Origin of the sequence: Bradyrhizobium frederickii, from assembly GCF_004570865.1 — a bacterium.
GTDB classification, from domain to species: Bacteria; Pseudomonadota; Alphaproteobacteria; order Rhizobiales; family Xanthobacteraceae; genus Bradyrhizobium; species Bradyrhizobium frederickii.
Genome location: NZ_SPQS01000005.1, coordinates 336,285 through 349,240, shown reverse-complemented (window position 1 = coordinate 349,240; position 12,956 = coordinate 336,285). Strand labels below are relative to the sequence as shown.

Annotated in this window: 13 protein-coding genes; 7 read left to right on the top strand and 6 right to left on the bottom strand. The window is 65.1% G+C overall.

All coding sequences use genetic code 11. The features are described from left to right. The first annotated feature begins 11 nt into the window (after window positions 1–11). Window positions 12–911, top strand: coding sequence for a bifunctional DNA-formamidopyrimidine glycosylase/DNA-(apurinic or apyrimidinic site) lyase (mutM, locus tag E4K64_RS11375; protein WP_135163585.1), 900 nt, complete (start codon window positions 12–14; stop codon window positions 909–911). 130 nt (window positions 912–1,041) lie between these two features. Here the strand turns inward: mutM and E4K64_RS11370 are convergent, their stop codons facing one another. Both E4K64_RS11370 and E4K64_RS11365 read right to left on the bottom strand, forming a co-directional pair. Continuing rightward, entirely contained in the window at window positions 1,042–1,785 is a 744-nt protein-coding gene (locus E4K64_RS11370; RefSeq protein WP_135163584.1) for a ParA family protein, read from the bottom strand. 377 nt (window positions 1,786–2,162) lie between these two features. Then, entirely contained in the window at window positions 2,163–3,521 is a 1,359-nt protein-coding gene (locus tag E4K64_RS11365) for a peptidoglycan-binding protein (RefSeq protein ID WP_167771945.1), read from the bottom strand. Between the two features lie 248 nt (window positions 3,522–3,769). Between E4K64_RS11365 and E4K64_RS11360 the strand changes: the two genes are divergently transcribed. Beyond that, complete coding sequence (locus E4K64_RS11360; protein ID WP_135163583.1) at window positions 3,770–4,573, top strand: HesA/MoeB/ThiF family protein; 804 nt, start codon at window positions 3,770–3,772, stop codon at window positions 4,571–4,573. A 9-nt stretch (window positions 4,574–4,582) separates the two neighbouring features. Here the strand turns inward: E4K64_RS11360 and E4K64_RS11355 are convergent, their stop codons facing one another. Beyond that, window positions 4,583–5,590: an aldo/keto reductase gene (locus E4K64_RS11355; protein ID WP_135163582.1), complete on the bottom strand. Its 1,008-nt coding sequence runs from the start codon at window positions 5,588–5,590 to the stop codon at window positions 4,583–4,585. 116 nt (window positions 5,591–5,706) lie between these two features. Between E4K64_RS11355 and E4K64_RS11350 the strand changes: the two genes are divergently transcribed. Next, entirely contained in the window at window positions 5,707–6,618 is a 912-nt protein-coding gene (locus tag E4K64_RS11350) for a LysR family transcriptional regulator (RefSeq protein ID WP_135163581.1), read from the top strand. A 3-nt stretch (window positions 6,619–6,621) separates the two neighbouring features. On the opposite strand, the gene E4K64_RS11345 is transcribed toward E4K64_RS11350, so the two are convergent. After that, window positions 6,622–7,623, bottom strand: coding sequence for a 2-hydroxyacid dehydrogenase (locus tag E4K64_RS11345; RefSeq protein ID WP_135163580.1), 1,002 nt, complete (start codon window positions 7,621–7,623; stop codon window positions 6,622–6,624). A gap of 326 nt (window positions 7,624–7,949) precedes the next feature. Between E4K64_RS11345 and E4K64_RS11340 the strand changes: the two genes are divergently transcribed. Beyond that, window positions 7,950–8,480, top strand: coding sequence for an SH3 domain-containing protein (locus E4K64_RS11340; protein ID WP_135163579.1), 531 nt, complete (start codon window positions 7,950–7,952; stop codon window positions 8,478–8,480). Window positions 8,481–8,614: 134 nt separating this feature from the next. Here the strand turns inward: E4K64_RS11340 and irrA are convergent, their stop codons facing one another. Next, window positions 8,615–9,106: an iron response transcriptional regulator IrrA gene (gene irrA, locus E4K64_RS11335; RefSeq protein ID WP_135163578.1), complete on the bottom strand. Its 492-nt coding sequence runs from the start codon at window positions 9,104–9,106 to the stop codon at window positions 8,615–8,617. A gap of 350 nt (window positions 9,107–9,456) precedes the next feature. Between irrA and fabA the strand changes: the two genes are divergently transcribed. From fabA to fabI, 3 genes are all read left to right on the top strand, one after another. Then, entirely contained in the window at window positions 9,457–9,978 is a 522-nt protein-coding gene (fabA, locus tag E4K64_RS11330; RefSeq protein WP_135163633.1) for a bifunctional 3-hydroxydecanoyl-ACP dehydratase/trans-2-decenoyl-ACP isomerase, read from the top strand. Window positions 9,979–10,028: 50 nt separating this feature from the next. Further along, on the top strand, window positions 10,029–11,252 hold the full coding sequence (gene fabB / locus E4K64_RS11325) for a beta-ketoacyl-ACP synthase I (RefSeq protein ID WP_126256997.1): 1,224 nt from the start codon (window positions 10,029–10,031) through the stop codon (window positions 11,250–11,252). 137 nt (window positions 11,253–11,389) lie between these two features. Continuing rightward, window positions 11,390–12,190 (top strand): enoyl-ACP reductase FabI, encoded by an 801-nt coding sequence (fabI, locus tag E4K64_RS11320; RefSeq protein WP_135163577.1) that lies wholly within the window; start codon window positions 11,390–11,392, stop codon window positions 12,188–12,190. Between the two features lie 51 nt (window positions 12,191–12,241). On the opposite strand, the gene E4K64_RS11315 is transcribed toward fabI, so the two are convergent. Then, window positions 12,242–12,838 (bottom strand): glutathione S-transferase family protein, encoded by a 597-nt coding sequence (locus tag E4K64_RS11315; protein ID WP_135163576.1) that lies wholly within the window; start codon window positions 12,836–12,838, stop codon window positions 12,242–12,244. Between the last annotated feature and the right edge of the window lie 118 nt (window positions 12,839–12,956).

Genomic DNA, 12,956 nt, shown 5'->3' with positions numbered 1-12,956 from the left:
AATGCCTGACCATGCCTGAATTGCCCGAAGTCGAGACCGTCCGCCGCGGCCTTCAGCCCGTCATGGAGGGCGCAAAGATCCTCAAAGCTGAGGCTCGCCGGCGGGACCTGCGCTTTCCGTTCCAGCCGGATTTCGTCGCCCGGCTGCAGGGGCAGGTCGTCACGGGGCTCGGCCGCCGGGCAAAATATCTCATGGCGGACCTTGCCTCCGGCGATGTGCTGCTGATGCATCTGGGCATGTCGGGCTCGTTCCGTGTCATCAAGCCGGACAACGACGCCGTGCCCGGCGAATTTCACTATCCGCGGGGTAAGGATTCCGCGCATGACCACGTGTTGTTTCGGATGTCCTCCGGCGCCGACATCGTGTTCAACGATCCGCGCCGCTTCGGCTACATGAAAGTGATAGCGCGCAACGCGCTCGAAGACGAGCCGTTGCTGCGCGGGCTCGGTCCCGAGCCGCTCGGCAACGAATTCGACGCCGCGATGCTGGCGCGGGCCTGCGCCGGCAAGACCACCAGCCTGAAGGCGGCGCTGCTCGACCAGCGCGTGGTTGCCGGGCTCGGCAACATCTATGTCTGCGAGGCGCTGCATCGCTCGCATCTGTCGCCGCGCCGGATCGCCGCGACGCTCGCGACCAAGGGCCGCAAGGGCGTCGGCGGGGGCGAGCCGACCGATCATGCCAAGCGACTGGTCGGCGCGATTCACACTGTGCTGAACGATGCCATCAAGGCCGGCGGATCCAGTCTGCGCGATCATCGCCAGACCTCCGGCGAGCTCGGCTATTTCCAACACTCGTTCAAGGTCTATGACCGCGAGGGCGAGAAATGTACGACGCCGGGCTGCGGCGGCACGATCAAGCGGTTTACGCAGAACGGACGATCGACGTTCTGGTGTCCGAAATGTCAGAAGTGAGGTAGTGCCGTAGCCCAGATGGAGCGCAGCGAAACAATCCAGATTCTTTCCGAGGAAGAGCCTGGATTGCTTCGTCGCTGGGGCCCTTCGGATGGTGAAGGGCCGGCTGCCGTCCGAGCGATCGCCCCGCTCAGGACGCCAGTGTCGTGGTCTCGTCCGCCGCAAGATCGGCGGCGACATGCAGCATGCCGTCCGCGGCCGACATCACCCGGTCGATCAGGACATTGATCGTGGCGTCAAGCTCGAGCCGGGCCGCGATCCAGCACCAGAGGCCGCGGATCTCGTCCGCAGACTTGCCGTTCGGCGCGAATTCGCTCACGGCAAGACCGCTGGCGAGCGAATCCTGATGATCATTGCGCATCACGATCAGCGGGCGCGCGAGCACCTCAGCGAGATCGAGCGAAGCTTCCTCGGCGAGCGCGCCAGCGGCGTTGTCGATGCGCTGGCCCCGGATCGGCGTCTGGTTGAGCACGAAGCTGTAGGGCCGCTTCCAGGCGCGCGCGACGCTGAGCGTCGAGGCCGTCGCCTCGATGTCGGCGACGCTCGGGCGGGCCGGGATCAGGCAGAGATTGGAATGGCGGATCGCAGCGGTGGTGGCGGCGGACAGGCCGGCGGCGGTGTCGACGATCGCGAGCTGCAGGCCGCTGTCAGCCAGCATCTTCAGGCGCGGCTCGATGTCGGCGGCATGGTAGATCGGCTCGACGACGACATCATCGGCGGTGCGGCGGCGCTGCCAGTTGGACAGGGTGCCCTGCGGGTCGGTCTCGATCAGGCGGACGGTGAAGCCGGCCTGCTTGGCCGCGAGCGCGAGGCCGACGGCAAGCGTGCTCTTGCCGCTACCACCCTTTTGGGTGGCCAGTACGATCGTGTGCATTTGAGATCAATCCTTTGGAGTGCTTGGGTCAGAATACGCCACGCGAACGTGCATCGATCTCGATGCTGAGCTCTTCTCGCTCAGGACGTGCCGGCCCGATCCAAAGGGGATCGCGGAGGTCCGAATCAGCAGTAGCGATGATGGCGAAATGGGGAATGCCAGCGAATCCGTACCATTACTGGACCAGTAGTCGTACGTAAGGCGGTGCCGATCGGTCTCCTGCCCCGGACAAAGCGCAGCGTGCAAGCGGTGCTGCCGAGCCGGGGCCGAGAGGCCGCAAGCGGAGCTGTCGACGCGTGGGTCCCGGCTCAGCGGAGCAGCATTTCATGCCGCGCCGCGTCCGGGACACGAGAGAGAGAGCGGTGACGTTGCCCGTCTTACTTCCGCACGCAGATCACGCGGACGATCGCGGCTTTGGCATCCATCGACGTGCCATTCGCCGCGACATTGTTCGCCCTCAGGAAATCGCGCACGGCGTCCGCGGACACCATCACCGCCTGCGAGGCCGGCACCGATGTCGCAGGTCCCGCAACCATGGCCGGCTTCAACAGCGCGATGCCGGCGAACCTGCCCTCGCCATCGATCGCCGGAGCACCGGAAAACCCGATCGCCGGCGGTGGCGACAGCATGGACTCGCTGCTCGGGACCGGCGCCAGCGCGGCCTTGACGACCGACACGCCGCCCGCGCCGCCCTGGCTCTGCGGATCGGCGATGCCGACGACATCGACATTGGTCTTTGCCGCGCCGCCAGTGAGGCTGAACGGCTTCAGGCCGCGCGCGCCATAGATGTGCAACAGCGCGAGACCGCGCTCCTTGTCCTCGGCGAGACGGTCGGCATTGCCATGGCCGGCGATGGTGATCGCGAGGCAGCCGTCGGTGACGAGGCGGTCGGCAACGATCGCGCCGTCGTCGCTGACGACGATTCCGGTGCCGTATTCGACGGTCTTGCGCGGCGGCGGCCCGGCCTGCGGTCCCGACGGGAACGCATTGAACGCACTCGACATCGCGATCACGACCGGCTCGACCGTGTTCTCGGTCGCCTGGTCGTAGAGGATCGTCATGGTGCGGACCTCGTCGCCCTTGAAGGTGCCGCGGACATAGAACTTCTTCTGGCCTTGCAAGCCCGACAGCACGAAGAAGTCGGGCTTCACCACGGTGTAGTCGACCTTGCGCCCGGACGGCTCCTTCTCCAGCTCCGCGAGTTTTGCCGTAGTCGGGTTCGCCTCCTTGCGGCGGCTGAGCAGCACCTGCACGGTTCCGGTCGGCGAGGTCCATTTCGAGCCGTTGGCGTCGCTCGCCTGCTGCGGCACCAGTTTCGAGGGGATGCCGAGCCGGGCGCCGCTGGTCGGCTCCGTCACGATCTTCCAGCCGACGCTGTCCTGCTTCTTTCGTGCCGACTCGGCGAGCGCGGCGCGCTCTTGCGGATTGAGCACGCCGGTTGGCTTGCCGCCCTTCGCCTTCTGGTATTCCTTGATGGCGTTGACCAGGCGCTCGCTGACGTCGCCGGTGATGGCGCCGTTGTACTGGCCGACCCAGGCGAGGTCGGATTGCAGCGCCAACCGCTCGGCTTTTGCCATGGCATCCGCCGTTGCCGACGGTGTCTGCATCGCCGGAGGCTGGATCGGCACGGTCTGGACCGTCTTCGGCTTGGTGCCGGGGATCTGCTGCGTCGTCATCTGGGCGTTCGCAGCCGTGGCGGCCGCAAACATCAAGGTTGCCGCAAGCATCGATCTCATGACAAATCCAGCCAGCCCATTGAACGCAATGCCATTGAAGCACATCTCGTTGGTCGCGAACAATGTTGGGCTGGTTCAGGCTCGTGACCGAGCCATGCAATCAGGTCCTCATCCTGAGGAGCGTCCGAAGGCCGCGTCTAGAAGGATGGCAGGGGGCGGGAGTCGGGCCTTCATGGTTCGAGACGGCGCTTTGCGCCTCCTCACCATGAGGGGATAGAGCGATGGCTCGGTAGGAGAGACGGACGACGATGCTGGGCCCGGACGAACTCGAACGCTATGCCCGCCATATCGTGCTGCGCGATGTCGGCGGCCCAGGCCAGGCCGCGTTGAAGCGGTCCTCTGTGCTGGTGATCGGCGCCGGCGGCCTCGGCGCGCCCGCCCTGATGTATCTGGCCGCTGCCGGTGTGGGCACGCTGGGCGTGGTCGACGACGACGTGGTGTCGCTGTCGAACCTGCAGCGCCAGGTGATCCACACCACGCCTGATATCGGCCGGCACAAGGTCGAGAGCGCCGCCGAGCGGATCGCGGCGCTCAATCCGCACGTCCGCTTCGTCGGCCACGCCACCTGGCTCAATGCCGACAATGCGCTCGGTCTGGTCGGCGACTATGATCTCGTGCTCGACGGCTCCGACAATTTCGCCACGCGCTATCTGGTCTCGGACGCCTGCTTCTTTGCCAAGCGGCCGCTGATTACCGCCGCGCTCGGCACCTTCGACGGCTCGCTCACCACCATTCGCGCGCATGAGCGGAACGAGCAGGGCGAATTCAACCCGACCTATCGCTGCCTGTTTCCGGAGGCGCCGCCGCCCGGCACCGTTCCGGCCTGCGCCGAAGCCGGCGTCATGGGGGCGCTGGCGGGTGTGCTCGGCTCGATGATGGCGCTGGAGGCGATCCGCGAGATCGTCGGTTTCGGCGACGGCCTGGTCGGCCGTCTCCTGATGATCGATGCGCGCGCGATGCGCTTCGAGACGCTGCGCTACGGGCGCGATCCGGCCAATCCGCTCAACGGCGACGGGCCTGTGATCAGCGATCTCGGCGCCCATCGCACCTGATTGCCGCCGTTACCTGGTGGCCGGTTTCTCGCTGTCGAGATGCGCCATCTGCTCGGCCGCGTAACGCGTGCCCGAAGCGACGTCCGGCGGGAAGGCCTTGCCCAATGCTGTGAGATGAGCTTGCGTCAGCGTCACCTTGGTTGTGCCGAGCGCTTCGGCCAGACGGTTGCGGGTGCGGGCGCCGACCAATGGCACAATCTCCGGGCCCTGCGCCGCCACCCAGGCGATCGCGACCTGCGCCGGCGTCGCGCCGACCTCGTTCGCGATCGTGCGCAGAGAATCCACCAGCGCGAGATTGGCGTCGAGGTTCGCACCCTGGAAGCGCGGCGTCATCAGCCGATAGTCCTTGCCGGCCTTGCCCGAATCCTTCGACCAGTGACCGCTGATCAGGCCGCGCGCCAGGACGCCGTAGGCGGTGATGCCGATGCCGAGCTCGCGGCAGGTCTTGAGGATGTCGCGTTCGATGCCGCGCTCGATCAGCGAATATTCGATCTGGAGATCGGCGATCGGATGCACCGCATGCGCGCGGCGGATGGTGTCGGAGCCGACCTCGGACAGGCCGATATGCCTGACATAGCCCGCCTTCACGAGATCGGCGAGGCCGCCGACGGTCTCTTCGATGGGAACGTTCGGATCGAGCCGCGCCGGACGATAGATGTCGACATGGTCGGTGCCGAGCCGCTGGAGCGAATAGGCGAGGAAGTTCTTGGTTGCGGCCGGCCGGCAGTCCATGCCGATGAAGTCGCCGGCGGGACCGCGCAGCGCGCCGAACTTGACGCTAATCCGCACCTTCTCGCGTGAAACGTCCTTGAGCGCCTCGCGGATCAGCATTTCATTGTGGCCCATGGCGTAGAAATCGCCGGTGTCGAGCAGCGTGATGCCCGCATCGAGCGCCGCGTGGATGGTGGCGATGCTTTCGCCGCGATCGGAAGGACCATAGGCGTCGGACATGGCCATGCAGCCGAGACCGAGGCTCGAGACGGTGGGGCCGGTTAAACCGAGTTTTCGTTGTTCCATGATGGCTCTCCTCGAAGGGCGGCGGCTGAGCGCCGCGTGACGAGGGCAGATATGCGCCCGATCGATTGAGCCGATAAGCTGGACAATCCGGAATGGCTTGTTCACATTAGCGAACAATGGCCGAGCCTGACCTGCGCGATCTCGATGTCTTCATGGCGGTCGCCCGCACCCGCAATTTCCGGCGTGCGGCGGTCGAAATCCGTGTGTCGGTGTCGAGTCTCAGCCAGCGACTCCGGGACCTGGAGGAGCGCCTCGGCGTCCGCCTGATGAACCGCACCACGCGCAGTGTCGCGCTGACCGAGGCGGGCGAATTGCTGCTGTCGCGCGTCGCTCCGGCCTTGCGCGATGTTGGCGATGCGCTGGATCAGGTGCGCGGACTGCGCGAGGTCACCTCGGGCCGCCTCCGCATCAACGCGCCCCCGCCGGCGGTCGATCTGGTGCTGGCGCCGATGGTCGGGCCGTTTCTGGCGGCGCATCCGCAGGTCGATCTCGACATCGTTTCCGAGAGCGGGTTCGTCGACATCGTCAGCGCCGGCTTTGATGCCGGCGTCCGTTACGGCGAGCACCTCGCGCAGGACATGGTGGCGGTGTCCCTGAGTGGTCCGCAGCGTTACGTCATCGTGGCCTCGCCTGCGTACCTCGCGCGCCGCGGCAAGCCGAAGCATCCGAAGGATCTTCTCGATCATGACTGCATCCGCGCCCGCTATTCGAGCGGGGTCATGCACGATTGGGAGTTCGAGAAGAAGGGGCAGATCATGAAGGTCGATCCGCCGGCCAAGCTGATCTCGACCAATATGGGCCTCGCCATGCGCGCCGCGCTCGACGGTGTCGGCGTGTGGGCAACGCTCGATGGCTACGTGCATGACGCCTTGAAGTCCGGCGCGCTGGTCAGCCTGATGGAGGATTGGTGCGAGTCGTTTCCCGGACCGTTCCTATACTATCCGAGCCGCCGCCAGACGCCTCCTGCGCTGCGCGCCTTCATCGATTTCGTCGCGGCTTGGCGCAAGCGGGAAGGGCGTGGGACGTAAGCCTCAGAGCATGCTCGGCAGCACGCGATCCGGCGGCTTGTGGGCGTCGAGGAAGGTACGGATGTTGATGATCACCTTCTCGCCCATCTCGACGCGGCCTTCGATCGTGGCCGAGCCCATATGCGGCAGCAGCGTCACCTTGCCGGCCCTGGCGAGCCGCACCAGCTTCGGGTTGACCGCGGGCTCGTGCTCGTAGACGTCGAGGCCGGCGCCGGCGATCTCGCCGCCTTCGATCAACTTGATCAGCGTGTCCTCGTCGGTCACCTCGCCGCGCGCGGTGTTGACGATGTAGGCGTCTTTGCGGATCAGCTTCAGTCGTCGCGCCGAGAGCAGATGATAGGTCGCCGGCGTGTGCGGACAATTCACCGAGATGATGTCCATCCGCGCCAGCATCTGGTCGAGGCTTTCCCAATAGGTCGCGCCGAGCTCTTCGGCGATGATAGGCGCGACGGGACGGCGGTTGTGATAGTGGATCTGAAGGCCGAAGGCGCGGGCGCGGCGCGCGACCGCCTGGCCGATGCGGCCCATGCCGATGATGCCGAGGCGCTTTCCCCCGATGCGGTGGCCGAGCATCCAGGTCGGCGACCAGCCCGGCCAGGGTTTTCCTTCGGTCAGGATCGAGGCGCCTTCGATCATCCGCCTGGGCACGGCCAGGATCAGCGCCATGGTCATGTCGGCGGTGTCCTCGGTCAGAACCTTCGGCGTGTTGGTGACGGTGATGCCGCGGGCGTGCGCAGCCTCCACGTCGATATTGTCGACGCCGTTGCCGAAATTGGCGATCAGCCGCAGCTTGCAGTCCGGCTGGTTGACGATCTCGGCGTTGACATGGTCGGTGACCGTGGGAACCAGCACATCGGCGGTGCGCGCCGCTTCCGCGAGCTGCTCGGCGGACATCGGCGTGTCCTCGAGATTGATCCGCGCGTCGAACAATTCGCGCATCCGCGTCTCGATCGAATCCGGCAGCTTGCGCGTCACGACGACGAGGGGCTTTTTCTTCACCGACATGTCCTGCTCTCATGAGGCGTCGCTGGCCCGCCTCTGTCGCCAAAGGCCGGCCGTTGAGGCCTCATTAACCCGGTTGTTCGACACTGCCCTTGCCGTGTCCGTCCCCGGCGTTTCCTTCAAGCTCTCCCGAGATTTCCGGCCGGAAAATCGGGGCAAACTGGTTGTTCAAGTGCCCGTCCTCTCTAGCAGAAGGCCGGGCCAAGACAAGAACCACGGGCCAGGCTTCGGGAACACCTGCGTGGGACGGGTCGGGATTGACGCGGCAAGGGTTTGGAATTTCGGGGTGAGGGTCCGGCAATGCCGGGTCTTCGACAGGAGACGGGTTGATGGCGTTGGGGCGTTTTTGTTCGGTGATGGCGCTTGTCTGCACCCTGTGGAGCGCCTCGGTCGGCCCCTCGCTTTCGGCCAAGGATAACACCCCGCAGACCGCCAGCGGTCTGCCGGTGCCGCGTTACGTCAGCCTCAAGTCGGATCACGTCAATGTTCGCGCCGGCCCGACCAAGGACAATGACGTGGCCTGGGTCTATACCCGCGCCGGCCTGCCGGTCGAAATTACCGCCGAGTTCGAGAATTGGCGCCGGGTGCGCGATTCCGAGGGCGCCGAGGGCTGGGTCTACCACTCGCTGCTCTCGGGCCGCCGCACCGCGGTGGTCACCATGAAGCACAAGGACGATCTCGCCCCGATCTACGATCGGGCCGATCCCGACAGTGCGGTTACAGCCAGGCTCCAGGCGGGCGTCGTCACGCAGGTGAAGAAGTGCGCCGCAAACTGGTGCCGCGTCACCGGCAACGGCTTCGACGGCTGGATCCAGCAAGAGCGCCTCTGGGGCGTCTATTCGGACGAGCAGGTCAACTGACCCGAAGGGCATCCCGGAGCGATGCGCAGCATCGAATCCGGGATTTCGAGGTTCTCAGCTGCGCAAGCGCGCACCAGAGCTCGGCGCCGCCCACCGCCCCGGAATGACGATCACATCAGCGATGTAGGACCGGTTCAGCGCTTCTTGCGCAGGCGCACGACCATGTCGATGCGGGAGATCTCGTAACCCTCCGGCACCTCCGGCATCTTGGACAGCGCCAGATGCGGATCCTCGATGTCGACCAGCTCATGGCTGTTCTCGAGGTAGTAATGGTGGTGGGTGGTGACGTTGGTGTCGAAATAGGTCTTGGTGCCGTCGACGCTGACCTGGCGGAGCAGGCCGGCATCGGTGAGCTGGTTCAACGTGTTGTAAACGGTTGCCAACGACACCGGAACCTTGGCCAGCGTCGCTTCCTCGTAGAGCATTTCAGCCGTCAGGTGGCGTGCGCCCTTGCCGAACAACAGCCAGCCCAGCGCCATGCGCTGGCGCGTCGGACGCAGCCCGGCAGACTGGAGCATTTCATTGACGTCGTGCCAGGGGCAGCCGGTCAAAGCCGGCTGACGGCCGGACAAGAGGGCCGCGGCGTGGACGTCGTCGTTGTGATGGGACGCGGTGTTCTCGTTCATTTCCAGATTTCGGGCACGCGTGAACAATATCTCTCTGCAATATAAGAATAGAAAGATGCAGATGCAAGTTTCTCGCAACTAGAGAGGTTCTAATCAGGCCTGGAACCGTGCCGGGATCACGTCATTTTACCTTCATGGATGCACTTTGCCACCCGATTAGCCTGTGTTAGAGAGCGCCCGGTTCCGCTTAGCCGATTTTGGCGCAGCCGGGCATGGAGGCCCGGCAGACAGTCCATCCGGGGGCATGCGGGAGTCGCGCCTGACGGTGGCAATTGGCGTTGCTCTCCGACCGACGGGGCCCATTTCGCCAAAAAACGCCGCTCAATCGGAATACAAACAGAGGCTCGTGCATGCTGAACAGGCGCAACGGTTACGAATACGAAGATCTGCTGGCTTGTGCCCGCGGCGAGATGTTCGGCCCGGGCAATGCCCAGCTGCCGTTGCCGCCGATGCTGATGTTCGACCGCATCACCGAGATCAACGACAATGGCGGCGAGTTCGGCAAGGGGCTGGTGCGCGCCGAGCTCGATGTGAAGCCCGATCTGTGGTTCTTCGGCTGCCACTTCAAGAACGATCCGGTGATGCCCGGCTGCCTCGGCCTCGACGCGCTGTGGCAAATGGTCGGCTTCTATCTGGGCTGGACCGGGGGTGAAGGTCGCGGCCGCGCGCTCGGCTTGAACGAGCTGAAGTTCAGCGGCCAGGTGCTGCCCGAGGCGCGCAAGGTTGTGTACAACGTCGATATCAAACGCGTGATGCGTTCAAAGCTGGTGCTCGGTATTGCCGACGGGTGGCTTTCGGTCGACGAGCAGATTATTTATCGCGCCAAGGACCTGAAGGTCGGCCTGTTCAAGCAGGGCACGAGCCTGGGCTGAGCGCATCACCACGAAGAGAACGAGAAGACAACGAGCAGGGCGAGGCTGTCATGAGGCGGGTTGTGGTCACCGGGATGGGCATCGTCTCGTCGATCGGAAACAACACCCAGGAAGTGCTTGCGAGCCTTCACGAGGCGAAATCGGGCATTTCTCGGGCTGAGAAATATGCCGAGCTCGGCTTCCGTTCGCAGGTGCAGGGCGCACCGACGCTGGATCCTGCGACGGTGGTCGACCGCCGCGCCATGCGTTTCCTCGGCCAGGGCGCGGCGTGGAATCACATCGCGATGGAGCAGGCGATCCAGGATTCCGGTCTGTCGCCTGACGAAGTCTCCAACATCCGCACCGGCATCATCATGGGCTCCGGCGGCCCGTCCGCCCGCACCATCGTCGAGGCCGCCGACATCACCCGCACCAAGGGACCGAAGCGCGTCGGACCGTTTGCAGTGCCGAAGGCGATGTCGTCCACGGCCTCCGCGACGCTTGCGACCTGGTTCAAGATCAAGGGCGTGAACTACTCGATCTCCTCGGCCTGCGCGACGTCGAATCATTGCGTCGGCAATGCCTACGAGACGATCCAGATCGGCAAGCAGGACGTCATCTTCGCCGGCGGCTGCGAGGAGCTGGACTGGTCGCTGTCGGTGCTGTTCGACGCCATGGGCGCGATGTCCTCGAAGTACAACGACACGCCCGCCACGGCCTCGCGTCCCTACGACGTCAACCGCGACGGCTTCGTCATCGCCGGCGGTGCCGGCGTGCTGGTGCTGGAAGAGCTCGAGCATGCCAAGGCGCGCGGCGCCCGCATCTACGGCGAGATCGTCGGCTACGGCGCGACCTCGGACGGTTACGACATGGTGGCCCCGTCGGGCGAAGGTGCCGAGCGCTGCATGCGCATGGCGATGTCGACGGTGAAGACCAAGGTCGACTACATCAATCCGCATGCGACCTCGACGCCGGCCGGCGATCCTCCGGAGATCGACGCGCTTCGCCGGGTGTTCGGCAGCGGCGAGAAGTGCCCGCCGATCTCGGCGACCAAGGCACTGACCGGCCACTCGCTGGGCGCCACCGGCGTGCAGGAGGCGATCTACTCGCTGCTGATGATGAACAACGGCTTCATCTGCGAGAGCGCCCACATCCAGGAGCTCGATCCCGTGTTTGCCGACATGCCGATCGTGCGCAAGCGCATCGACAACGTCAAGGTCGGCACCGTGCTGTCGAACTCCTTCGGCTTCGGCGGCACCAACGCCACGCTGGTGTTCAGCCGGATGGATGTGTGACGACGTCGTCGACGCGTTCGTGATTTCTCGTCATGGCCGGGCCTGTCCCGGCCATCCACGTCTTACGTTCTGGCTGCAAAGGGCGTGGATGCCCGGGACAAGCCCGGGCATGACGAAGAGCGGAGAGTAATTTCGCAATGGAAGGTCTGATGAAAGGCAAGCGCGGTCTGATCATGGGCATCGCCAATGATCATTCGATCGCCTGGGGCATGGCGAAGACGCTGCACGCCCACGGCGCCGAGCTCGCCTTCACCTTCCAGGGCGAAGCGCTGGGCAAGCGCGTCAAGCCGCTGGCGGAGCAACTCGGTGTCGATCTGGTGCTGCCTTGCGACGTCGAGGACATCGCCAGCGTCGATGCCGCCTTCGCCGTGCTTCGCGAAAAATGGGGCAAGCTCGATTTCGTCATCCACGCGATCGGCTTCGCCGACAAGAACGAATTGAAAGGCCGCTACGCCGACACCAGCCGCGAGAACTTTTCGCGCACGATGGTTATCTCCTGCTTCTCGTTCACGGAGGTCGCAAAGCGCGCCGCCGAGCTGATGACCGAGGGCGGCAGCATGATCACGCTGACCTTCGGCGCCTCGGAGCGCGCGATGCCGAACTACAACGTGATGGGCGTCGCCAAGGCGGCGCTGGAAGCCTCGGTGCGCTATCTCGCCTCGGATTTCGGACCGCGCGGCATCCGCGTCAACGCGATCTCCGCAGGTCCGATCCGCACGCTCGCGGGCTCGGGGATCGGCGAGGCGCGTGCGATGTTCGCCTTCATGCAGAAGCATTCGCCGCTCCGCCGCGGCGTCACGCTCGACGAGCTCGGCGGCTCGGCGCTGTACCTCTTGTCGGATCTGTCCGGCGGCGTCACCGGCGAGATCCACTATGTCGATTCCGGCTACAACATCGTGCTGATGCCGCGGCCCGACGATTTGAAGTCCTCGGAGTAGCTTCGAGCAAGTTTCGCAGCTTGGGCAAAGGCGCGCTCCCTTCGCGCGATCTCACCCCGCCGCGATCTTCTCCGCGCGCTGGAACGCCGGCCGTGCGGTGCAGCGCGCCAGATAGGCATCGAAGGCGGGGCGCGTCGGCACCATCTTGAACTGGCGCACCGCGAAGTTCAGGCCCGAGCCGACCACGATGTCGGCCGCGGAAAAGTCCTCGCCCAGAATCCACGGCCCCTTGGCGAGCGCGGCTTCCAGCACGTCGAACACCTGCGTGGCGCTGCCCCAGGCCGCGGTCGAGCTCGGGATCTCGATCTTGGTGAAGATCTGGATGATGGCCGGCTCGATGCAGCCCGGCGAGAAGAACAGCCATTGCAGATAGCGTGCGCGGCGTGGATCGGTCAGGCCTGGCGCAAGCTTCGTCTCTGGATAGCGGTCGGCAACATAGGCGCAGATCGCCGCGGCTTCGCCGAGCGCGGCATCGCCATCGGTCAGCGCCGGCACCTTGCCCATCGGATTGATCTTCAGATAATCCGGCGCCTTCTGCGCGCCGGTCGAGATGTCTGTCAGCACCCGCTCATAGGGCAGGCCGCTCTCCTCCATCAGCCAGAGCGTCGTGAACGAGCGCGAGCGGGGCGACCAATAGAGCTTGATCATGGGGAGGAACCTCCTCAACGTGCGAGAGACCAAGTCTAATTCATCGCGTGTCTGCTTCGAATCCGCAACGCCCTACGCATGGGCGGATGCTGTGTTCCGTGCGCAATATCTTGGTCAA

Coding starts and splice junctions, on each gene's coding strand:
- mutM (WP_135163585.1), top strand. CDS start 12: ATGCCTGAATTGCCCGAAGTCGAGACCGTCCGCCGCGGCCTTCAGCCC.
- fabI (WP_135163577.1), top strand. CDS start 11,390: ATGGAAGGTCTGATGAAAGGCAAGCGCGGTCTGATCATGGGCATCGCC.
- E4K64_RS11365 (WP_167771945.1), bottom strand. CDS start 3,521: ATGAGATCGATGCTTGCGGCAACCTTGATGTTTGCGGCCGCCACGGCT.
- E4K64_RS11370 (WP_135163584.1), bottom strand. CDS start 1,785: ATGCACACGATCGTACTGGCCACCCAAAAGGGTGGTAGCGGCAAGAGC.
- E4K64_RS11350 (WP_135163581.1), top strand. CDS start 5,707: ATGGCCGAGCCTGACCTGCGCGATCTCGATGTCTTCATGGCGGTCGCC.
- E4K64_RS11355 (WP_135163582.1), bottom strand. CDS start 5,590: ATGGAACAACGAAAACTCGGTTTAACCGGCCCCACCGTCTCGAGCCTC.
- E4K64_RS11360 (WP_135163583.1), top strand. CDS start 3,770: ATGCTGGGCCCGGACGAACTCGAACGCTATGCCCGCCATATCGTGCTG.
- E4K64_RS11315 (WP_135163576.1), bottom strand. CDS start 12,838: ATGATCAAGCTCTATTGGTCGCCCCGCTCGCGCTCGTTCACGACGCTC.
- E4K64_RS11340 (WP_135163579.1), top strand. CDS start 7,950: ATGGCGTTGGGGCGTTTTTGTTCGGTGATGGCGCTTGTCTGCACCCTG.
- E4K64_RS11345 (WP_135163580.1), bottom strand. CDS start 7,623: ATGTCGGTGAAGAAAAAGCCCCTCGTCGTCGTGACGCGCAAGCTGCCG.
- fabB (WP_126256997.1), top strand. CDS start 10,029: ATGAGGCGGGTTGTGGTCACCGGGATGGGCATCGTCTCGTCGATCGGA.
- irrA (WP_135163578.1), bottom strand. CDS start 9,106: ATGAACGAGAACACCGCGTCCCATCACAACGACGACGTCCACGCCGCG.
- fabA (WP_135163633.1), top strand. CDS start 9,457: ATGCTGAACAGGCGCAACGGTTACGAATACGAAGATCTGCTGGCTTGT.